The sequence below is a fragment of the uncultured Phocaeicola sp. genome (assembly GCF_948499155.1).
In the GTDB taxonomy this organism is placed as follows: Bacteria; Bacteroidota; Bacteroidia; order Bacteroidales; family Bacteroidaceae; genus Phocaeicola; species Phocaeicola faecalis.
Window position 1 is genome coordinate 1 of the sequence record NZ_CAOOSE010000018.1, and the last position, 22,255, is coordinate 22,255.

Genomic DNA, 22,255 nt, shown 5'->3' on the forward strand with positions numbered 1-22,255 from the left:
CGAACCAGACTTATCTGTCCAATGTGGTGAACCGCTACTTCGGTTGCCACCTGAAGGATTTGCTGAACAAGTACCGGGTAGAATATGCCAAGGAACTGCTCCGTTCGGACACATATACGCTAGATGAGCTGCCCCAACATTGCGGATTCCTGTCACGAAGCACATTCTACGCCGCTTTTAAGAAGATGACGGGCGCCTCTCCAAAAAAATATATGAAACAAGAACAGAGGGCTGTGCCCTCAGAACCGATAGAATATGTATAACCAATTTTAGTTTTTTAAATTTATAAATTTAAAGTTTTTCTATTATGAACAAAAAGTTTTTAAGTGCAATCCTGTTCGGAGCCTTGATGGTTTCGTCAACAGGAACATTCGTGTCTTGTAAAGACTATGATGACGACATCAAGGACTTGCAGGAGCAAATCGACAAGCAGAAGACTGACCTGAGCGATAAGGTCACTGCCATTGAATCTTCTATCGCCAGCCTGCAAACGGCTCAGACCGGCTTGGAAGGCAAAATAGCAGAAGTGAAAGATGCCGCTGAAAAGGCTGCTTTGGAAGCTCAGAAGACTGCTATTGCTGCAGCTGCAGAAGAACTCGCCGGTGTAAAGGCAGAGTTGGAAGCTGCTATCACTAAATTGCAGACTGCAACCGACGAGGAAATTCAGGCTGTAAAAGGTGATATTACAGAAATCGAAGCTTCTATTGCTGAGGTAAACGGTAAAATCAATGCTTTGCAGGCATTTCAGACAACTACCGAAGAAACTTTAGCTGCTTTGGCTGATGCTGATACTAAATTGGCAGGCACACTGACTGCATTGGATGCTGAAGTGAAAGCCAATAAGGTAGCTATCGGTAAAAATGAAGCTGCTATCGGTGCTCAGAAAAAGGCTTTGGATGCCTATATCTTGTCAAACGATGAGGCTGTAGCTGCCAACAAGACTGCCATTGAAGGCATTCTGGTTACATTGGGTGAACAACAGGAAATCTTGGATGGCCTGAAGGCATTCGATGTGAAAGAAACTCAAGATGCTATTGCAGCTATCCAGGCTACACTGGAAACTATGGCTACTGAACTGACAACCTTGTCTAATCAGATTTCAGCAATCAACTCCAACTTGGATTTGGTTTGGGCTGCTATTGCCAAAGGTGTAACTCACGTTTCTCTGTATGCTTCGGCTAACGGTGCTATCATTAATGGTGAAAATGTGAAACTTGGAGCAGCCAACATTGAACTGCTTTCTGCCAAATCAATCGCTGACTGGACTTTCGGTGAAGGAATGCCGGGTGCTGTTAAATTCACTAAGGGTGAAAGAAGCAAACTGAGAGCTACCTTGGTTGTTCGCGTTTCTCCCGTTACTGCAACTTTAAATGCAGGAGACATTCACTTTATCAGTACTCAACTGGACGGTACTACTCCGGTAGACTTGGTTGAAAAAGGTTTGGTGAAAGTAACAGGTATAGAGGCTTACAAAGGTGAAGTATTGTCACGCGCCGGTATTTCAGCAACAGGATTGTGGACTGTAAACTTGGAAGTGGGTGATAAATATGATGAAACTGCTTATGACAAGGCTACAACCGTTGTTAAATCAGAAGAAAAAGATAAGCTGTTTGGCAATCCAGATTATAATGTAGTTACTGAAGAAAAGTCTGTCTTATTTGCGGTGAAGGTTGCTGATACAGACAATGCTGCCAGAGCTGCAGTATCTGAATATGCTTTAGCGTTTACAAAAGACAATTCTGAAGCGAAGGCAACACTTGATTTCAATGTATGGGCCGGAACTGATGGTTGGAAAGTTAAAAATCTGCACAACCGTTTTAGTGAGAGTGAAGAAGATGTTGATGGAACAAAGGCTCCTACTGAATACACATGGACCGATGCTCCTGCTGCTACTCCTATATTTAAAGGTGCTTTGGCTAATACAAAAGAAGATACTGAGGATGACCGCCAAAACACATGCTTGAGTCAAGCAACTGGAAAAGTTGAAAAACCGGTTGTGTCTTCTACTGCAAATTCATTCAAAGTGAAATTGGCAGACAATATGTTGGCATCAGCTACTCACTTCTATGTAGTATTGGATAAAGAACGTGCTTTGTCTTCAGACGATTCTGAAATCAAGGCTTGGACAGAAATTTATGAACCGAAGATTACCGGTATCAATACTGTATATGATGTGAAGACTACAGGTGGCGAGGCAACAATCGGTTTCACTGCTGACAACATCAATGACGTTATCGGTTTCCGTGTTTACGCTGTAAACTCTAATGGTACTTTGGTTGACCCGGATGGTCGTGCATTCTATGTACGCGTAGGTGCTGTTACAGATGTAATCTCTGCTAAGACAACTATCATTGCAGATGCTAATGTCGCTTACAATAAGAACTTATCTGGTAAGGTTGACGTTGCAGTTGAAATGAAGGATAAGTATGCTGAGGCAAAAGGTACAATTGCCGGTGTTGAATTAGTAACTGATAAAGTTTATCACTTGAGTGGCTCTTGGATGGGTGAACCTTACTCAAAAGATGCATTCCAGGTTAAATTTGAAATGCAAGATGGTTCTATTCAAGATATTACTTACTTTAATAGTAAAGACTTGAAGGAGTTGGCTAAGGTTAAGAGTATCTATACTACTCGTACAAAGGATATCGCTGTAACTGATTATGTTGACGACCAAGTTTATAACGGTACTATCAGCTTCAAGAATGATAAAGATGTAGCTATTGCTACTCTGAATGTTTCTATGACTAAGGTTGTTCCGACTACTTTGCCTGCAGGTACTGCATGGAAGGAAAATCAATTGCAAGCTGACAAGAAGACATACTTGTGCTATGTTATTCCTGATGCATTTACTCCTGTAACTGCTACCGAAGCTACAATGAAGACCAATGAAATGTTCAATGTTGATGCCACTATCAGTGATGTAAAGAAGTACACATTCTTCTTCACAACCAACAATCCGATTGTAAATAGAAAGGTTGAAGGTTTCGGTAATACTGTTTTGAGCCTTGATGATAAATCTAAGGATGAATTTGCAATGATTGATGATGTAACTCCTTATGATGTAGTCGTTAAGTACAACTATGGTAAGGTTTCATCTAAGACTCCTACTCAGGATATTGTAATAGATAATGCAGCAGATGGCTGGAAGGCTATTTATAGCAATATTTATGGCAAGTCTTATACATTCGATTGGGCAAGTGATGCCTATAAAGCAGCCGCACAAAAGATAAAATATGGTGTAGACTTCAAGTACATGAATGGTAAGGATGTTGTCACTTTGGATAATGTAATCGAAGGCAAGAGCTCTTATTACGCCATCTATGATGCAGTATTGGCTGAGGCAAAAGGCTTGAAGATTATACCTGAGAAATGTTCTTTCGTAACAGTTTCAACAGGCGAAATTTCTGAATACTTCGGAATTAGTTGGAGTGCTGATGGTAAAACACCTGAATATTTGGAAGCTCTTAAGAAGGATTCTAATATTGGTGCCAATGTTCCTTCTATATTGAAGATTACAGTTCAGGATTGCTTTGGTAACGAACGTGTAATTGAAATGAACATGACAGTTGTTCCTAACGTTGCAAAATAATAGTTTTTAGAGCAGGTTTTAAAAACTATTCCTAATAAAGCTTACCCTCGTCGCAAGTAATTGTGGCGGGGGTAATTTTTTTAGGGGCTCCTTTATGGAAAGACTTATGATAAGCTTGCTTAATATTTCCTCGATAATAATCTTATAGGTGTCCATTTGATATTACGGAACCTGACACTTCATGGCATATATATATGTAGGCTTACGCGTACGTACGTGTAGGCCTATACGTATATACGTGTGGCCCGATGCGTACGTACGTGCAGGCCTATGCCACCGTATGTGTAGCCCGATGCGTACACTACAGTGGATAATGCTGTCGTTTCGTGCGTAGGGGCGAGGTTTGCTCGCCCGAAAACAGTTTGTTTTGTGTCTTCGGGCAGGCGAACCCTGCCCCTACAGCTGACGATGGGATAGCCCGGTTTAGTTTTGACACACTCCTATGCTGCAAAAAAGACCTTGAAGTTTTCAAAAAAGCTCGGTATGTTTCTTAAAAACTTCAGCACCTTTTTTTAAAAGCCCGGCATGTTTTTCATGTAGGGGCAGATGGGAGTTTCCCCTCATGAAGCCGGTCATTCCCTCTTCTCCCTTCATCCCTATATTTTAATGAGTACACACTGGCTATCAGATGGTTAAAGATGACAGCACATCTCCTCATCCTCCCTTCAGCCGCGCTTTCCAGGTCCTTTCACAATCTGCCTTCAGTATTTGTCCCGCCGGAAGAAATTCTACAAATGAAGGGAGGCTGAAAGGGTGATGACGAGACGTCCCTTCACTACCGGAGCCCCATCAACAGGGCGTTTCAGCAACGAATGAAAGGTGTAAGGAAGAAGCAGATTTCTGCTTGTAGGGTGAAAAAACACAGTTAGTTTATCACTGCTATCGCAAATGGGTGGCTTTGTTGGATATTGACTGGTTATTAGCCCCATCCAAAGGCGATGGATTGTAGAAAGATTATCCTCGTGGATGGATTATACAATAGAAGACTCTGCCGAAATTAGGAACAAATATTCGATTCGGCAGAGGGAATGGTCAAATTAGCAACTATATGATTTTTCAAATGCTTCGGCTTTTGCGAAAAGTTCTATGTCTTTTTGAAAAAGACTTAAGTCTTTTTCGGAAACTCTTTGGTCTTTTCCAAAAACTTCAAGGTCTTTCCATTATGATACGTTGACATCCGTTAAGATTTACAGAGCAGGAGTAAAACAAACATTTGATGATGCTTAATCTATTGGGAATGTGATGAATAAAATTGGGGGAGGAAGAAGAAAAAAAGTGTATCTCTTACTAAGAGATACACTTTTCGCTGCAAATTTACACAAAGTTTTGATAATTAAAACTTTTTGAGAAGAAAAATCACAGGTCAAATGCAAAAATATCTTTAGTCTTAAGTTGTAGGACAGTTTTTTATCGGCTTAAACAATTAATAATAAAGCGGTTATGTGCGTTCGGTGTATCTCTTAGTAAGAGATATACTGAACGCAACCCTTTTTTAAGGGTTTGGAAAATGTGTATTTATCTGAAAAAGAGACGATAAAAAGAGAGTACAATGGACTACCTGTTTCTACACCGCGACAAGCGCACCTTTACTTCCGAAAGGCAGAAGAATCTGCTCTTCCGGGCTGCCCATCTTTACTGGGAGCAGAAGTTTGCAGGCCGTAACGTGGAGCAGGCAAGGAAAGTCGATTGTGAGCTATATAAATATGTATTGTACTATTTGGAAGTGCGCCAGGTGTTCCTTGACCCGAAGCTCTCACTGAAGAAGCTGAGTGAGATGATTGAAACGAACCAAACCTATCTGTCGAACGTAGTAAACCGCTATTTCGGTTGCCATCTGAAAGATTTGGTGAACACATACCGCGTGGAATATGCCAAAGAACTGCTCCGCTCAGGCAAATGTCCGTTGGAGGAGCTGCCCCAACGCTGCGGGTTTCTGTCGCGAAGTACATTTTATACCTCCTTTAAAAAGGTGACGGGTGTCTCTCCCAAAAGATATATGAAACAAGAACAGAGGGCGATACAGCCCTCAGAACCAATAGAATATGTATAACCAATTTTAGTTTTTTAAATTTATAAATTTAAAGTTTTTCTATTATGAACAAAAAATTTTTAAGTGCAATCCTGTTCGGAGCCTTGATGGTTACCTCAACAGGAACATTTGTGTCTTGTAAAGATTACGACGATGACATCAAGGACTTGCAGGGACAAATTGACGCTAACAAAGCAGGCATCGAAGAACTGAAAAAGTTAATCGGTGAGGGTGACTATGTTACCAATGTAGCCAAAGATGGCGATAATATTGTTGTCTCTTTCAAAAACGCCGGGAACAAGACTATTGAACTGAAAGATGAAGTAGGCTCAATCTGTAAGGTGGAAAACGGTGAACTTTACATTGACAACAAGGCAACAGGCATTAAAGTGTCTGCTGACGCTCCTGTTACTGAATTCAAGCCGGCTGTTAAGGTTGAAGACGGCAAATGGGCTGTGTTGCAAGAAGACGGCACTTACAAGACAACCGGTATTCCTGCATCAGGCGTAACAGTTACCGGTTCTCAGACTGACGGCTTTACTTTGACTATTTATGATAAAGACGGTAAAGCAACTGAAGTGAAATTGCCGACTGCCACTTCCAGAATTACAGGCTTGTCTTTGGGTGTGAACAAGATATTGACGCTTGCAGCTGCCACCCCCTGGAATTTGGAACAAAACAAGAACGTCATTACAAAGGCATCAGACTGGAAAGGTCCCAAAACTTTGCCGAACGCCGGTGATGTGGTATATTCCAATGTTGCTAAGGACCCTATTGACTTGCGCATTAACCCTGTGGATATCGATGCTACCGGCATCACATTTACGCTGACTAACAGCAAGAACGAAACATTGAACTATGTTGAGCTGACTGCTAAGGAATATAAAGAAGAATATCAGACCGTACCTCAGACCGTACAGTCAAAAGCTGCTTATGGCAATGGACTGTATACATTGGTGCTGGATAACTTTGTAGTAGCCAAGGCGAATGCTGGTGATTTCAAGGAAGAATTGGAAGCTATTGAAGTAAAAGATGGTGAAGACACTAAATATATAGGTTATGCTGTAAATGCAAATTCTTCTTATCGCACAGCTTATAAGGTTGTAGTGAATACAGGTGAGGCAGAAGGGTTGGCTAAATATAATATCAACGCGGACGTAGATAAAGACCTTGGTGCTGAAACAGCCGAAGAGTTCACCGGAATAGAAGTGGGTAAGGCATACGAAGTAACATTTGATAACCCTGCCGCTCTGTATGATATGTTCTTTGATGTGAAAGATACCTATAAGAATGCATTCGGTGTGACTTGGGATAATGCTACTCATAAGTTTACTGTAGGCAAGAATCCGGATGAAGCTTCTCTTCAGGGAGAGTTTCCGATGGATATCTATACTGTGGATAATACCGGTAAGACTCAAAAGACTTCTGTCAAAATCTCATTGTCAACCGTAATTGCTCCTACTAAGGATTATCAACTGATAACCAAGAATATTGCTGATAAAGACAACTACTTTAATATTGATTTGGCATTGATGAAGAGCAATTTAGGTGCTAAGTTGCAGACTTGGGCATTGAATGCTGATATTAACGAGACAACTTATGCGCTGTATGAAAAATATGAAGATGGTGTATTGAGTGGTGAAGTATCTAGTGTGATTGCCGATAAAGCCTTGTTCACTCCTTCTATTCTGAAAGAATCTAAGAAAGATGCCGCTGTAGCAGCTGCTGCTGATGAAGCCAACTATATTCGTCTGACTATTGACAACGGAAAGGCTAAGAATGCCGGAATGAAGTTGAACACAACTTATTATGTAAGTATCACATTCCAAGACAAGAATTTGTCAGTATTGAACAGCATCGTAGTTCCTGTTAAGTTCGTGGCTCCGGCATTGTCTGAAGCATTTGAAATTGAACCGGCATTCCAAGACAAGACTACTAACGCAATCAATGCTTATTTCTATCTTGGTAATGGAATTGGCAGCAATGGCAAGGTTGCTGAAAAATCAGTTCTGTTGACTAAGTACTTCAAGAAGTATTTGGATACTACTATTGACTTTAAGGATGACGATCAACTGGGTGCAGACAAGAAATCTTCAAAAGCTATTGCTAAATTTAAAAAGGTCTCAGAAACAACTGTAGCAGAGGAAACAACAGACGAAGATGAAGAAGCGAAAGAACCGAGTACTTCTTATGAAGAGGTAACCAGCAACGCAACATTTGAAAACATCTATGTCGGTTTGAATGAAAAAGTTACTAAGAGTAAAACAGACATGCGTGAGTATGGTTATGGTGAAGCATTGACAGTAATTGCTTCTGCTGATGATTATGAAGGTTGGAAATATACTGAAACTGCAGAAAAAGAATACTCATTCCAGATTAAATTGATGAGTCCGATTTATGAAGGTACAGTATCAGGTGTAGATGGTAAACCGATTGAGGTAAATCGTAATGACCTGAAAACAGGTGCTTCCATTACTTCTGCAATGATTAAGGGTTATGACTATACTAACAAAACAACCAATGCATACAATGTAGTTCCTGATGCAGTTGGCGAAAACGGCGCATTGGCATGGGCTGATCCTCAAATCGAGAAAGTTGAAGCAAAAGAATCAGAAAATGATAAACCGGCTTTGCTTACTGAAGTTAAAATGACTGCGGCTACCGGAGCTACGGCAGACAAGCATGGTAAGATTGTAGTGAAAGGTGAATCAACTACAGGAGAATCTAATCCGAAATTGACTGTTACGGTTACCGATATCTGGGGCTATGTTAAAGCATGTGACGTAACTCTTACATTGAAATAATAGTTATTGACTACTGTTTCATTTAGAATAAAAAGAGGAGGAGAGGTTTATACTCTTCTCCTTTTTTATTATACATCAATAAACCGATCAGAATCGCAGTTCATGGTTTCGGAGACAATGTATTGAGATAATGTCTTGCTAAAGAAACAATCTACCAATTGCTCATATTCGCTAAGGATAAACTTAACATTTTGTAGTTTGTCAAACTTATATATTATTTTAAGCAATGCAATTTCATGTTCCGACAACTGAGATAATAAGATATTTCTATAAACGTTTTTCTCTTCTTCCTTTATTGATTGGTTTTGAATGTTTTGATATACATATTGGACAATAGTACAAACAGTGCGATAATAGGATATTAACCTTAATCGATGACCGTCAAACAGTTTAATGTTGGCGTTTCCATAATCTTTTAGATATTTGGGCTTACCGCCATTTATAAGGAATGATTCCTGTAATAATAAGAGTACGTTATTCAGTTCTTTTATTTTTTTCTGTAACTTGTCTGAACAGGTTTCCGATAATCTTGAAATTGATGATTTGCTTACTCCATTCAGAAATAAATAGTATGATTGTTCTAGCTCATATTTTTTTCTATCATGACATCCTTTATATACATTTGAGATGTGTACTAAATAGTAGATAGCCTTGAATTCATAAAACATAAAATGGAATACCTGTTTTGCATCTCCTACATTAGTCATGTGGATACCTGCTTCTTGGTTGTGTAGTAAGTCCAAAAAGCGGAAGAACTTGTTTTCAAAGCGCTCTTTCTTTATATCCATGCGTTGTTTTGCTGCCTCGGCTTCTTGCTTTAAGCTAATTTCTTCTTGGTTTTGGCTAATCTCTATCTGATGTTGGTTGGACTCATATTGAACCCAAAAAGCTTCAAATGTGAGCCAAATAGCAAGTAGAGTTAAAAAAGGGCTTGTAATGCCGCCAATAATGCTTCCTACATCTTTAGGCTCTCCCAAATGGATGACACAGATATCTAATTGTGTAAGGAGAATAGGAGTTATTAATGCTCCTATGGCAAAAATGAGTGCTCCGGTAAAATACAATTTTCTTTTGCGTTTCATTAATACAATCTTTTTCTCTGTATCTTTTTGTGTTCCCATATATAAGTAGATTTACGTTGTACTTCACAAACATAGTAAAATAAATTAGCTCATCTTGTTTATGGACAAAGAAATTTGAGATAAATGTTTAAAAGGGTTTGCTCAAATGGTTCGTCTAAAATTGCATTGGTTATGCTACCTTATGTTTGGGCTAACATACTCATCTCTGAAAGTGATGGAGCCTTTTTGAAAAAGCCTTAGTTCTTTTTCAGAAACTATTAAGTATTCGGAGAAAATCTATAAGTTCCTTAGAATGTGTGTTTTTACATTTTTAAACACTGCCTAAAGTGATAGGAAATAGGTGTGGGGATAAGGCTAATATGCTGATTATGTGTTGAATAGCTCTAGGGGAGAAACTTGAAAAAATGTATATCTCTTAGTAAGAGATATACATTTCGCTGCAAATTTACACAAAGTTTTGATAATTAAAACTTTTTGAGAAGAAAAATCACAAGGCAAGTGCAAAAATATCTTTAGTCTTAAGTTATAGGACACTTTTTTATCGGCTTAAACTATTAATAATAAAGCGGTTATGTGCGTTCGGTGTATCTCTTACTAAGAGATGCACCGAACGCAACCCTTTTTTAAGGGTTTGAAAAATGTGTAATTATCTGAAATAGAGACGATAAAAAGAGAGTACAATGGACTACCTGTTCCTACATCGCGACAAGCGCACCTTTACTTCCGAAAGGCAGAAGAATCTGCTCTTCCGGGCTGCCCATCTTTACTGGGAGCAGAAGTTTGCAGGCCGTAACGTGGAGCAGGCAAGGAAAGTCGATTGTGAGCTATATAAATATGTATTGTACTATTTGGAAGTGCGCCAGGTGTTCCTTGACCCGAAGCTCTCACTGAAGAAGCTGAGTGAGATGATTGAAACGAACCAAACCTATCTGTCGAACGTAGTAAACCGCTATTTCGGTTGCCATCTGAAAGATTTGGTGAACACATACCGCGTGGAATATGCCAAAGAACTGCTCCGCTCAGGTAAGTGTTCGTTGGAAGAGCTTCCCGGACGGTGTGGTTTTCTGTCGCGAAGTACATTTTATGCTGCTTTCAGTAAACTGGTGGGGGTATCTCCCAAACGTTACCTTTTGTATGAACAGAGGACAGACCTCTCAGAACCAATAGATTATGTATAACCAATTTTAGTTTTTTAAATTTATAAATTTAAAGTTTTTCTATTATGAACAAAAAGTTTTTAAGTGCAATCCTGTTCGGAGCCTTAATGGTTACCTCGACAGGAACATTTGTATCTTGTAAGGACTACGATGATGACATCGATAATTTGCAAGGACAAATTGACAAGCTTGTTACTCCCGAGACGCTGAGTACTCAGATCGCCCAGTTGCAGGCTAATATTGATGCAGCTAAGCAGAGCGCAACTTCTGAACTGGCGACAGCTAAGGCTGCTTTGGAAGCTGCGATAGCAGGTAAGGCTGATGCTGCTGTTATAACAAGCTTGACAGAGAAAGTGACTGCTGCTCAGACTAAAGTTGACAACTTGGAAGATAAGTTAGGTACTATTGAGTCTACTTTAAATTCAGTTAAGTCGGATGTTGATAACCTGAAACAAAATGCGGGTAAAGCTGAAATGGCTGAAATTGACCGTAGAATTAAAGAACTTAGAAATGAATTGCTAGCTATTATCGGTGATAAGCTGAGTAGTTTGGTGTTCGTTCCTGCTTTGTATGAAAATGGTATCGAAGCGACTCGTTATCCTTATGCTCAAGGTATTTATAAAGCATTTACAGGAAAAAGCGAAGGCGAGAAAAATGCTGAGGGAGCTGAGTTTACTATCGCTGAAAAAAATACCCTTATAAATGTTGCTGCTGAAGGTGATTATACAATTGGCTCTTTAGCTAAAGCTGTTTATCGTGTAAATCCTACCACAGCAAATTTGACCAATGTCGCTTGGGGATTCTTATATAGTGAACCTGAATATGTGGATGCATCTGTACGTGCTGCTGTAACTCCTAAACCGGTATACAGTACTAGCCAACAATTGGCTAATGGTGATTTGGAAGTGGTTTATAAAGTAGAAAACCCTGCTGAACTGAAAATTGTAGCTGACAAGAATGTGTCTGTAATGGCTTTGACCGGTACTTATCAGAACGAAGAAGCCAAAGATACAACAGTTACTTCTGATTATGCTGCTATTTTGCCGGCTGTTGTTACTTTTAAAGCGATTGCATTCAATACATTGGAAACAGAAAATACTGCTTGTGCTTTGGGTGCTAAACAGCATGAACTGTATATCACAGGTGAAGATGCAGCTAAAGAAGATGCAACTATCGACGTTAAGTATAATGGCGGTACTCTTGACTTGACTCAGTATCTGAATGTACATTATACTCAGGCTGATATTAAGGCTGCTGCTGATGATGCTGAACACCAGATTATGGCGTATGCTGATGTAGCTGATTATGGCTTGCATTTTGAATATGAAATGTTAGGTTATAAGACAGGTGCTAATAATACAGAAGAAAATAAGTATGGTACAGTAAATAACAATGGTATCTTTACTCCTTGCTATGTAAATGCAAATGGCAATACTACTCCATGTAGCACGAACGAAGACGGTATTTCTGCTGTAGGTAGAACCCCTATCGTATTGGTTAAGTTGATGGATGGCGAAAACATTGTCCTTGCAGGTTATGTTAAGTTGCATATCGTTAAGGATTTGGGTATTCAAACTTTGCCTGAGGTATTTAATGCAACTAAACCTTATGTATGTGATGGCTTCGAAGATGGCATTACATGGGATGATATGTCCGGTAAGATTATTGAAGCGTTGAAGATGACTAAGGCTGAATTTGTTAATTCATTCAATTTTGTAGTTGGAAAGACTTACATCACCAATGACAGTCAGAAGACATTTGCTGAGGTTGAAAATAACGTATACGGTGAGTTGACAATCTCTAGTGACTTTACAAATGTAACAACTACGAATGATATTATTACATGGACAGCAGACTTTGATGAAATGGATGCCATTTCTAAATTAGAAGGCCGCACTGTAACATTGTATGCTTGCTTCCAGTCTAAGACTGATACAAAATTCTTTGTATATGTACCGTTTACTGTGACTATAGCAAAACAGCCGGAAGTAACATTCGGAGATAAGATCAAGGCTTACTGGTATCCTACTACAGAGTCTACTGTAGCTAAGAGAGATACTGTGCGTATGAATGTTCCGAGACCTGCTACTAATGATAAGACCGTAGAGGATTATTCTAAGGATTTGGATGATAATTTTGAAGGCAATGTGGTTAAAGTGGCTAAGACTTCTGCAACTCAAAACCAGTATTATGATTTGGAAGTTTTGGGCACAGCTTATTCTTATGAATTTGCGGCTGCACAACCTGAAATTGCAGATCCTAACCAGAATGGTGTTAAGTACCAGCTTGTTCGTGGTACCGATCACACTAAATTGTATGTAGGTACAGCAGATGTTGCAGATAATCTTGTAGCTTCTATTGCTGCTGATGGAACCCTGACTTATGCAACTACCGACAGTGCTAAGAAACTTTTGAACTTATACGGTCACTTGATTCCCAAGCATTTTGCAAATGTTGAAATTGTTGCTACTTATGATGAGTGTAAGTTGGCTTTAGGCACAGAAAACTTCAAGGTACGTTTCTTGCGTCCGGTTGATGTTCTTGATGGTGACCAAGCTAAATTCATTGATGCTCAAGCAAATGGTTCTTCTATAGTTTTAGGTGATTTGTTTGACCTGAAGGACTGGCGTGAAGAAGCATTAATCGTTAAGAATGCTGCCGGTGTGTACGAAAGTGCTGTAGAGAATGGTGTTTCTTTGTATCCTTATTATGAATTCGAGACTATTAAAGTTGATATTGCCAATGCAGAATGTGACTTGACCGGAACTAGAAAGAAAGTTTCTGAAGTTACAGATAAATTGCAGTTGTCCGTTACAGAAGATGGAGCAGAAAGTGCTACTAATACTGTAGACATTGCAGATGTTGCAGCATTGAATACTACTAAGATTGTTTACAAGAATAATGAAGGTAATGTTCAGAAATTCACATTGTGGATTCCGGTGGAAATTACTTATTATTGGGGTACTTTGAAAGCTGTAGCCAAGTGTGATGTTGAATCAACGAAAGCAAACCAGTAATAGAACAGGTATTGCATTATTAGCAATTGAATAGATGGAAGGTGCGTTGTTGTCAGCGCACCTTTTATTATTGGTGGACTAATCTTAATTGTATTGCAAATGAAAATAGATAAAATCGTTTTTATTTTATTATTAAGTTGCTTGTCGTTTTCATGTGGACGAAAAGAAACAAAAGAGCGTATGAGGACTTATGCTGATGCAGAAAAAGAATTCGTCGGCTCATTGACAAAGACGGATTCCATTACGGTTCTCGAAATGTCTCAGAAGTGTATGGATAGCTTGAAGGCGGGCAATATAGAAGCAGCGTTAGGAATGCTTTATGTGGTTAAAGATGGTGAAGCGGTAAGACTTACAAATGAGAATGCGGAAAATCTTAAAAAGCATTTCAGTACCTTCCCGGTTGTGGATTATCATTTGGAGCATTTTAGTTTTTCCACTCAGGGATGTAATGATCTTAAATATAAGATTGAATTTGCAAAGAAAGATGTGGATGGAAATGCTCCGACGATGGCTTTTATGTTTAATCCTGTGAAGATTGATGGCATTTGGTATTTATGCATTAAGCATCGAAATCAATCCAGTAAGGAAATGCTAAATCCGCGGGAAAGTAATTCTCCGGCTCCCGGTGAGGTAGTACTACGCAAGTCATAAAATGGCTGGTTAAAATAGGAAGAGAGAACTGATTCCGATAGAATGGATATCGTTCTCTCTTCACTTTTATTTTCTAGAAGATAGATTCTTGCGTTTGCGTTGTCAATAATTCCAATGCTTTAATTCCCATTACCGAGTTTCCTTTCTGGTTCAATCTTGGGCTCCATACTGCTACCGAATAGCGCAATGGATAGACAGCTGCTATGCCACCGCCCACACCACTCTTTCCGGGTAGCCCCACAAGGTAAGAAAACTCTCCCGCTTCATCGTAAAAACCGCACGTCTGCATAATGGCATTAATACGCTTCACTTGCGATGCGGTAAGATTGGTATTCCCAAATGCGAATGGCTGTTTGTGATTGGCAAAAGCCAGAAAAGCCTTGGATAAGTCATAACAGCTCATTTCAACAGAACATTGGAGGAAGTAGAAATGAAGAACGCGCTCGATGTCATTCTCTATGTTATGATGATACTTCAGCAGATTGGCGATGGCTGCGTTCAGATAACCTTTTTCACGTTCGGATATCGCTACCTCTTTATTGTAATCAATAGTATCATTACCACAGATACTACGGATAAAGTGGAGGAAATCTTCTTCGGGATGCGCTGAGTGCTTTAAAAGTATATCTGCCAATACAATGGCACCGGCATTGATGAACGGATTGCGGGGAATTCCTTTCTCAACTTCCAATTGTACGAGGGAGTTGAAGGCAGTGCCCGACGGTTCTTTCCCCACTCTTTTCCACAATTCATCTCCCTCAAGACTGAGGCATACGGCAAGTGAAAATACTTTCGAAATACTCTGGATGGAGAAACGAGTGTCGGCTTGTCCCAGCATGAAAGTTTCTCCTTGAATGGTATTGATGCAAATGCCAAACTGATCCGGGTCTACTTTTGCCAATGCAGGAATATAGTCAGCCTGTTTGCCGATGCCGGCAAAAGGTTGTATCTCCTGATAAATATTTTCGAGTATCTGCTGATAATTCATGGCACAGATATTTTATATTTCAATATAATCGCCGTTCAGCTTAATCAGTTCAATTAATTTCTCTACGGCCTGTTCTTCAGGGATGTTCTTTTCAATGCATTCTTTTTTCTTATAAAGGCTGATTTTACCTCGTCCGGCTCCTACATAACCGTAATCGGCATCTGCCATTTCACCTGGTCCGTTGACGATACAGCCCATGATGCCTATCTTTAAGCCTTTTAAATGAGAGGTGGCGGCTTTGATTCGGGCAATAGTCGATTCTAAATCATATAAAGTACGACCGCAACCGGGGCATGAGATGTATTCTGTCTTGCTGGTGCGGATACGTCCGGCTTGCAGGATACCGAAAGCGGTAGTATCTACTACGGTGTGTGGCAGTGAGCCTTGATTATAAATGAAGATACCGTCACAGAAACCATCAAAAATCAATGCACCCATATCGGCGGCTGCCTTAATCTGTAAGTTCTCCGCTTCTTCTTCCTGATAGTATTGGAAGAATACAACAGGATTTTCCAGTCCTTCCGTCATCAGTTCATGTACCATGGTGCGATATTCGCCTAACCGGTTGGGGTGATTGCTTTGTGCAATGATAACCACTTCCGGGTGTAACTTAAGGGCGGCAATCACTTCTTCATTCATTGCCATGTAAGGCAGGAACAGAAATTTTAAATCGGCCTGGGTGTGGTGCAGTTCTATCATTTGCTGATAGTTGAAGGCGGGATACACATTTTCTTTTTCAGGATTCCAGGCACCGGCATCTACCAAATAGGCTGTTCCCTTATCGCGTGATTCGGGAATTGTTTGTCCGCAATAAATGTAATCGGGCTTGAATTGGGGATTTATTTCGTCCTCTCCTTCCAAACGTTCGGCGATTACTACCGGAAGGTTATCGCCGCCAATATTGCGCACGGCTTTTGTCTTACGGCGTGAAGGGGAGAGGTAATTGAATTCAGGCGCTTCTTTTCCGGGGATGAAGGGATGATTTTCACGCGTCAGTATATAGTCGACCAGTTTACGTGCTACCGGAATCTCTGCTTCCGGGGCCTCGCTCAATGATACGCGGATGGTATCTCCTAAGCCGTCGGACAATAATGCGCCGATGCCTAAAGCCGACTTGATACGTCCGTCTTCACCGTCGCCGGCTTCGGTCACACCCAGATGGAGGGGGAATGCCATGCCTTCCTTTTCCATTTCTGCTACTAGCAAGCGGACTGTTTTTACCATGACTACCGTGTTGGAGGCTTTGATGGAAATAACGACGTCGGTGAAATGTCCTTCCACACAGATGCGGAGGAATTCCATGCACGATTCTACCATGCCTTCGGGGGTATCACCATATCGTGACATGATGCGGTCTGACAAAGAACCGTGGTTTACACCGATGCGGATGGCGGTATGGTTCTCTTTACAGATATTCAGAAAAGGGATGAAGCGGGTGCGTATCTTTTCTATTTCTTGTGCATACTCTTCATCGGTGTATTCCAACTTCTTGAAAGTGCGTCCAGGGTCTACATAGTTGCCCGGATTGATGCGTACCTTTTCTGCATATTGTGCCGCTACATCGGCTACCTTGGGGTTGAAATGCACATCGGCTACCAAGGGGGTGTCATAGCCTTGTGAACGTAATCCGATATTTATATTTTTCAGGTTTTCGGCTTCGCGCACACCTTGTGTGGTGAGACGCACGTATTCACCGCCTGCGTCGATAATCCGTTTGGCTTGTTCTATGCAAGCGTCGGTATCCATTGTTACGGTATTGGTCATACTTTGGATGCGGATGGGATTAGCACCGCCCATTGGAGTAGCTCCAATGTTTACTTCGGAGGCTTCCCGGCGTGAATAGTTGAATAAATCGGTCATGGTTAATTCCTTATCTTTAAAGGGGTTGTAAATGTTCGTTTTAAATTTTCGGGCAGAAAATATCCTATCCTGATTAGAAGGAAAGAATATTTTCTGCCCGTGTTTTTTATAGCGCAGCTTTTCAGCAATGCTTGTTTAAAGAATCAATTCGTCTTATATTCGAACTTTACTTCTTTCAATTCTTCATTGGCTTTCACTATTTTCTTTTTCAAGCCGGTTTTGTAGTCTGCAAATTTAGCTGCGAGCTCTGTATCACTCAAAGCCAACATCTGTACGGCCAGAATAGCGGCATTCATTGCACCATTGATGGCAACTGTTGCAACCGGAATTCCGGGAGGCATCTGGATGATGGAATAGAGTGCGTCTACACCGTCGAGAACAGCCCCTTTCACGGGTACGCCAATGACAGGCAGTGTAGTGTTGGCAGCAATTACACCGGGCAATGCTGCGGCCATACCTGCAGCAGCGATAATGACTTTAATGCCACGGCTTGCAGCGTTCTTGGCAAACTCTTCCACTGCTTCGGGAGTGCGGTGTGCCGATAGAGCATTCATCTCGAAAGGTACGTGCATTTCGTCCAGTAGCTTGGCGGCCTTCTCCATGACGGGGAGGTCGGAGGTGCTGCCCATGATAATACTTACAATAGGTTTCATGTATATTTTTTCTGTAGTTTATTCGTTTACTAAAGCTTTGTAGGCTTCGGCATCCATCAAATCATTGACGTCACTTGCGTCATTAGGTTTGATTTTAACCAACCAGCCTTTGCCATAAGGGTCTTGGTTGACCAGTTCGGGGTTGTCTGCCAATGATTCGTTTTGTTCCAAAACTTCTCCTGCAACCGGAAGGAACAGGTCTGAGATGGTCTTTACTACTTCAATAGTACCAAAAACTTCTCCTTTCTCCAAGGTCTCGCCTTCAGTAGTAATGTCTACGAAAACGATGTCACCCAGTTGTTCCTGTGCATAATCGGTAATGCCTACATAAGCGATATCACCTTCTACGCGTATCCATTCGTGTTCCTCGGTATACTTTACATTGCTTGGGAAATTCATAATGCTTCTAATTTATAAGGTTAATACTAAAATTTTTCTTCAAATAAACAAAATTCCTATGACACCGCAAAACAATCCGACAATAAATCCTGCCAAAACCTCTAATAAAGTGTGTTGCTTTACGATGATGCGGGCTGTCCCCAGCATTCCTGATAGCAAAATGAAAAAACAGAGCCAAGACACAGGATTGAAATTGAATATCAGACTGTATGACAACAGGCCGCCCACCATCATGCCGCTGCTGGCAACATGGGTGCTGATTTTCCATTTAAAGTTTATCACAATGCAGATGACCATGCAGATGAGTGTGGCTACAATGATGCCCGACATATAGCGCGGCAAGTGTATCTTGTACATTGTGAGCAGGCAAGCTACATAGCTGACAATGGTCAGGGCATAAGGTACAAAACGTTTCTCACGATGTCCCAGTTCATGAATGCCCCAGCCGTTGATTTTCTGAAAAAGATAAATGGCAAGCATCGGCATTAAGATGGTAAAACAATAGACGATGCCCAGTACCACCAATTTATATTGGAGGGGCATGATGCGCAAATAGGTGAAAAAGAATAATAAGAAAAAGGCAAGAAATGGAACCATAAAAGGCGTGAATATACCTGATATGATGCGTGAGCCTATCTCTAACGGGTCACTTTTCCTGATTTCTTTCAGAGAACCGGTGGTTTCGTTTGCTTCCATATTTTTATCTTCTTAATCGTGCAACGGGAATGTTTAACTGCTGGCGGTATTTGGCTACGGTGCGGCGTGCAATGGGATAACCTTTGCCTTTCAGCATGTCGGCCAGTTCGTCGTCAGTATAGGGTTTCTCTTTGTCTTCGTTGTCTACACATTCTTTTAATATGCGTTTTATCTCGCGAACGGATAATTCCTCACCGTCTTCGGTGGTGTAGCCGTCGCTAAAGAAGAACTTCAACGAATAGATGCCATAGTTTGTTTGCACATATTTGCTGTTGCTGACGCGTGAGATGGTGGAGATGTCGAGTTTGGCACGTTCTGCCACATCCTTTAGTATCATCGGTTTCAGCAGCGATTCGTCTCCTTCGAGGAAAAACGGACGTTGGATGTCGATGATGGTCTGCATGGTGGTGAGCAAAGTGTGCTGCCGTTGTTTTACGGCATTGATAAAGCCTTGTGCGGCATCTACTTTTTGTTTTAGGAACATCAAGGCATCTTTCGATTCTTTGCTTTGGTTTTCTTTATTACGTGTATGCTCGTCCAATAGCTCGGTAAACTCCCGGCTGAGGCGCAGTTCGGGAACATTATGATTGTTCAGATTGAGGGTAATGGTGCCGTCTTCCAACGTCTCTACAATAAAGTCGGGAATAATCTGTTGGAAGTTCCGTCCCATCGCTTCGCCCAATGAACTTCCCGGACGCGGGTTTAATTTGGTGAGCTCGGCCAATGCTTCGTTGTATTGTTCTTCGGTGATGCCCAGTTTCTGAATTATTTTGTCTTTGTTCTTGCGGGTAAACTCATCACAGCATTTTCCGATAATATCCAGTTCTATCTGTTTTAGCGAGGAATCTGCTTTACGGTTGATTTGAATGAGCAGGCACTCTTGGAGACTGCGTGCACCGATGCCGGCCGGGTCGAAATCCTGAATGATTTCGAGTATCTTGTTCAGTTCATTCTCAGTGGTGTAGATTCCACGATAAATGGCAAGCTCGTCCATGATGGATTCTATGCTTTTGCGCAGGAGTCCGTCATCATCCAACGAGCCAATCAGGTATTCGGCTATGTCGCGCTGTTCATCAGTCAGGTCTTGCATGGCAAGCTGCTCTTTTAATATCTCGTAGAAGGAAACAGCGTCCGAGAAGGGTATCTCTTCGGCTACCCCCTCACGGCTGCGGTTGTGTTCCTGCAATTTATAATCGGGGATGTCATCTTCGGTACGGTAATCTCCCAACGAGATGTCATCGTTGGAGTAATCAGGGTTATCGTTATTATCTTCGTTTCCCTCAAAGTCAGTACTCTCTTCCCCGTTTTCGGGTGTTTCTCTCCCTTCCTCCAGGGCCGGATTGTCCAGTATCTCAGAATGAATACGTTCCTCCAGCTCCACGGTGGGCAATTCCAACAACTTCACAACAAGAATTTGTTGTGGCGACAGTGTCTGTACTTGTTGTTGGGCTTGTGTTTGTACTTGACGTGAGCCTTGTGCCATAATCTCTTTACTCTTTTTGAGGGCAAAAGTAGCGATTTGTATCGTAATAATCTTCCTTTTTGCCGGGATAATTTTAGGAGTTCACCCTAATATTACTAATAATTGAAGCTACTTCCGCCCAAGAATTCTCTTAATAAAGAGGTTGGAGGCAATTCTTTGTCTTGTACGGATACAAAATATTCGAGGAACTTACGGAGGCGGTAGGCTTCCGAGTATTCCGGTCGGTTATTGGGCACTTTCCGCAGAATAGGTTCCAGATAATCCTTTAAAACGGCCAGTTCGAACAGTAATGCCGAGTTGAACATGGCATCTGCATTCTCCTGATAGGGGAAAATCCATTTGTCTTCTCCGGCACGCACGCTGGGCCAGCGGCTGATGGTATCTTCCGCCGAATATCCACGGTATTTGTAGTCACGGACAATGCGGCGCAGCAGACGATTGTCGGTGGTAGGGATATAGTTGTGGTTGTCCAACAGGATGGTGGTCAGGGCGGATACATATATCTTATATTTATTTTCAGCCGGAATATGCGGTGTCAGTTCTGGATTCAATGCATGAATGCCTTCCAAAATCAGTATCATATTATCATCTATCTTCAGATAGTCTCCCTTGAATTCACGTCGGCCGGTGGAGAAATTAAAACGGGGCAGTTCTATTTGCTCTCCACGCAGCAAGGCTTCCAGTTGTTGGTTAAAAAACTCCAAGTCCAAGGCATAAAGGGATTCATAGTCATAGTTGCCGTTCTCATCTTTGGGTGTATCTTCCCGGTTCACGAAATAATCATCCAACGAAATAGGATAAGGTCTCAGTCCGTTGGCCATAAGCTGGATGCTGAGTCGTTTACTGAATGTTGTTTTTCCTGATGAGGAGGGGCCGGATATCAAAATCAGTTTGACACCCCGGCCGTTCTTTCCGCGATTATAGATTTCATCGGCTATGTTTGAAATCTTTTTTTCCTGCAGTGCTTCGGATACATTGATTAAGTCAGTGGCATGACCATTGTTGCAGGCTACATTGAAGTCGCCTACAGTGCCTATACCCAGAATCTGGTTCCAACGGCGGTGTTCCTTAAATACTTCCAACATTTTTTCCTGCTTCACGACTTCTTCCAGCTTGTCGGGGTTTTGTCGGTTGGGAACACGAAGTAACAGCCCGTCATAGTATTTCACTATATCGAACAGACGAATGTATCCGGTACTGGGCAGTAGACTACCGTAATAATAGTCTATGCTGTCGCTCAGCGTATAATAAAAGGAGTAAAGATTGCCCGAAGTTTCAAGCAATTTCACTTTATCCATCATCCCTTTTTGGCGGAATAGCTCTACCACTTCGGTGGTCTGACATTCAAAGCGGTGGAAGGGAATATCTTCTTCGATAATTTCCTGCATACGCTTCTTGATGCGTTGTACATCGTCCAATCCTATCTCTCTGCCGATATGCAAATCGCAATAATATCCTTTGGAGACAGGATGTTCCAGCATGATGCTTCCGTCAGGATAGAGGTCTTCGACGGCTTTGCACAACACAAAGCATAGTGAGCGGACATAAGTGCGCATACCCGAAGAACTCAATATATTCAGGAACTCTACATCCTTGTTGTTATAGGCCCTGTAGTTGAGCCCTTCTACTTTATTATTGACTTTGGCACTGACGGGCCCATAAGGAATATCTAAATTAAATCCATTATAAATATCCAAAAGTGAGCTTCCGATTGGGAAACTTTTAATAATATTGTTATTTTTGCAACATATTTGTAACATAATCGTAATGTTTATTACTAACGTAGTGAAATTGGCTGTTAATTTACCGAATTAAAGGGAGATAAGCCAATTCCTACCAAATTAATT

Annotated in this window: 15 protein-coding genes; 7 read left to right on the forward strand and 8 right to left on the reverse strand. The window is 41.2% G+C overall.

Going from position 1 to position 22,255, the window contains the following annotated elements; translation table 11 throughout:
- From QYT14_RS12635 to QYT14_RS12650, 4 genes are all read left to right on the forward strand, one after another.
- A partial coding sequence (locus tag QYT14_RS12635; protein WP_289826358.1) for a helix-turn-helix domain-containing protein occupies positions 1-263 on the forward strand: 263 nt, incomplete at its 5' end.
- Between the two features lie 44 nt (positions 264-307).
- Positions 308-3,589, forward strand: a complete 3,282-nt coding sequence (locus QYT14_RS12640) for a hypothetical protein (RefSeq protein WP_288325638.1) — start codon at positions 308-310, stop codon at positions 3,587-3,589.
- A 1,549-nt stretch (positions 3,590-5,138) separates the two neighbouring features.
- The gene (locus QYT14_RS12645; RefSeq protein ID WP_289307616.1) at positions 5,139-5,639 is read left to right on the forward strand and encodes an AraC family transcriptional regulator; all 501 of its coding nucleotides are present in this window, start codon (positions 5,139-5,141) and stop codon (positions 5,637-5,639) included.
- Positions 5,640-5,683: 44 nt separating this feature from the next.
- A complete protein-coding gene (locus tag QYT14_RS12650; protein WP_288325637.1) occupies positions 5,684-8,422 on the forward strand; it encodes a hypothetical protein in 2,739 nt (912 codons plus the stop codon).
- A 68-nt stretch (positions 8,423-8,490) separates the two neighbouring features.
- Here the strand turns inward: QYT14_RS12650 and QYT14_RS12655 are convergent, their stop codons facing one another.
- A complete protein-coding gene (locus QYT14_RS12655; RefSeq protein ID WP_288325636.1) occupies positions 8,491-9,543 on the reverse strand; it encodes a putative phage abortive infection protein in 1,053 nt (350 codons plus the stop codon).
- Positions 9,544-10,184: 641 nt separating this feature from the next.
- Between QYT14_RS12655 and QYT14_RS12660 the strand changes: the two genes are divergently transcribed.
- From QYT14_RS12660 to QYT14_RS12670, 3 genes are all read left to right on the forward strand, one after another.
- Positions 10,185-10,682, forward strand: a complete 498-nt coding sequence (locus QYT14_RS12660; protein WP_289395471.1) for an AraC family transcriptional regulator — start codon at positions 10,185-10,187, stop codon at positions 10,680-10,682.
- Between the two features lie 44 nt (positions 10,683-10,726).
- Positions 10,727-13,678, forward strand: coding sequence for a hypothetical protein (locus tag QYT14_RS12665; RefSeq protein WP_288325634.1), 2,952 nt, complete (start codon positions 10,727-10,729; stop codon positions 13,676-13,678).
- A gap of 99 nt (positions 13,679-13,777) precedes the next feature.
- Entirely contained in the window at positions 13,778-14,329 is a 552-nt protein-coding gene (locus tag QYT14_RS12670; protein WP_289307388.1) for a hypothetical protein, read from the forward strand.
- Between the two features lie 73 nt (positions 14,330-14,402).
- Here QYT14_RS12670 and QYT14_RS12675 read toward each other — a convergent pair whose 3' ends face one another.
- From QYT14_RS12675 to QYT14_RS12705, 7 genes are all read right to left on the reverse strand, one after another.
- Positions 14,403-15,317 carry a glutaminase gene (locus QYT14_RS12675; protein WP_288325633.1) on the reverse strand — a complete coding sequence of 305 codons (915 nt, stop codon included), beginning with the start codon at positions 15,315-15,317 and terminating at the stop codon, positions 14,403-14,405.
- 12 nt (positions 15,318-15,329) lie between these two features.
- Positions 15,330-17,177 (reverse strand): 4-hydroxy-3-methylbut-2-en-1-yl diphosphate synthase, encoded by a 1,848-nt coding sequence (locus QYT14_RS12680; protein WP_288325632.1) that lies wholly within the window; start codon positions 17,175-17,177, stop codon positions 15,330-15,332.
- Between the two features lie 143 nt (positions 17,178-17,320).
- Positions 17,321-17,830 carry a 5-(carboxyamino)imidazole ribonucleotide mutase gene (gene purE / locus QYT14_RS12685; protein ID WP_288325631.1) on the reverse strand — a complete coding sequence of 170 codons (510 nt, stop codon included), beginning with the start codon at positions 17,828-17,830 and terminating at the stop codon, positions 17,321-17,323.
- 18 nt (positions 17,831-17,848) lie between these two features.
- Positions 17,849-18,229 (reverse strand): glycine cleavage system protein GcvH, encoded by a 381-nt coding sequence (gcvH, locus tag QYT14_RS12690; RefSeq protein ID WP_237039423.1) that lies wholly within the window; start codon positions 18,227-18,229, stop codon positions 17,849-17,851.
- Positions 18,230-18,268: 39 nt separating this feature from the next.
- Positions 18,269-18,925 carry a phosphatase PAP2 family protein gene (locus QYT14_RS12695; RefSeq protein WP_237039424.1) on the reverse strand — a complete coding sequence of 219 codons (657 nt, stop codon included), beginning with the start codon at positions 18,923-18,925 and terminating at the stop codon, positions 18,269-18,271.
- 4 nt (positions 18,926-18,929) lie between these two features.
- Positions 18,930-20,408: an RNA polymerase factor sigma-54 gene (rpoN, locus tag QYT14_RS12700; RefSeq protein WP_288325630.1), complete on the reverse strand. Its 1,479-nt coding sequence runs from the start codon at positions 20,406-20,408 to the stop codon at positions 18,930-18,932.
- A 95-nt stretch (positions 20,409-20,503) separates the two neighbouring features.
- Positions 20,504-22,177 carry a nucleoside kinase gene (locus QYT14_RS12705; RefSeq protein ID WP_288325640.1) on the reverse strand — a complete coding sequence of 558 codons (1,674 nt, stop codon included), beginning with the start codon at positions 22,175-22,177 and terminating at the stop codon, positions 20,504-20,506.
- Between the last annotated feature and the right edge of the window lie 78 nt (positions 22,178-22,255).

Bases quoted from the DNA above. Each gene is read 5' to 3' on its own strand.
- QYT14_RS12640 (WP_288325638.1), top strand. From the start codon at position 308: ATGAACAAAAAGTTTTTAAGTGCAATCCTGTTCGGAGCCTTGATGGTT.
- QYT14_RS12645 (WP_289307616.1), top strand. From the start codon at position 5,139: ATGGACTACCTGTTTCTACACCGCGACAAGCGCACCTTTACTTCCGAA.
- QYT14_RS12650 (WP_288325637.1), top strand. From the start codon at position 5,684: ATGAACAAAAAATTTTTAAGTGCAATCCTGTTCGGAGCCTTGATGGTT.
- QYT14_RS12655 (WP_288325636.1), bottom strand. From the start codon at position 9,543: ATGGGAACACAAAAAGATACAGAGAAAAAGATTGTATTAATGAAACGC.
- QYT14_RS12660 (WP_289395471.1), top strand. From the start codon at position 10,185: ATGGACTACCTGTTCCTACATCGCGACAAGCGCACCTTTACTTCCGAA.
- QYT14_RS12665 (WP_288325634.1), top strand. From the start codon at position 10,727: ATGAACAAAAAGTTTTTAAGTGCAATCCTGTTCGGAGCCTTAATGGTT.
- QYT14_RS12670 (WP_289307388.1), top strand. From the start codon at position 13,778: ATGAAAATAGATAAAATCGTTTTTATTTTATTATTAAGTTGCTTGTCG.
- QYT14_RS12675 (WP_288325633.1), bottom strand. From the start codon at position 15,317: ATGAATTATCAGCAGATACTCGAAAATATTTATCAGGAGATACAACCT.
- QYT14_RS12680 (WP_288325632.1), bottom strand. From the start codon at position 17,177: ATGACCGATTTATTCAACTATTCACGCCGGGAAGCCTCCGAAGTAAAC.
- purE (WP_288325631.1), bottom strand. From the start codon at position 17,830: ATGAAACCTATTGTAAGTATTATCATGGGCAGCACCTCCGACCTCCCC.
- gcvH (WP_237039423.1), bottom strand. From the start codon at position 18,229: ATGAATTTCCCAAGCAATGTAAAGTATACCGAGGAACACGAATGGATA.
- QYT14_RS12695 (WP_237039424.1), bottom strand. From the start codon at position 18,925: ATGGAAGCAAACGAAACCACCGGTTCTCTGAAAGAAATCAGGAAAAGT.
- rpoN (WP_288325630.1), bottom strand. From the start codon at position 20,408: ATGGCACAAGGCTCACGTCAAGTACAAACACAAGCCCAACAACAAGTA.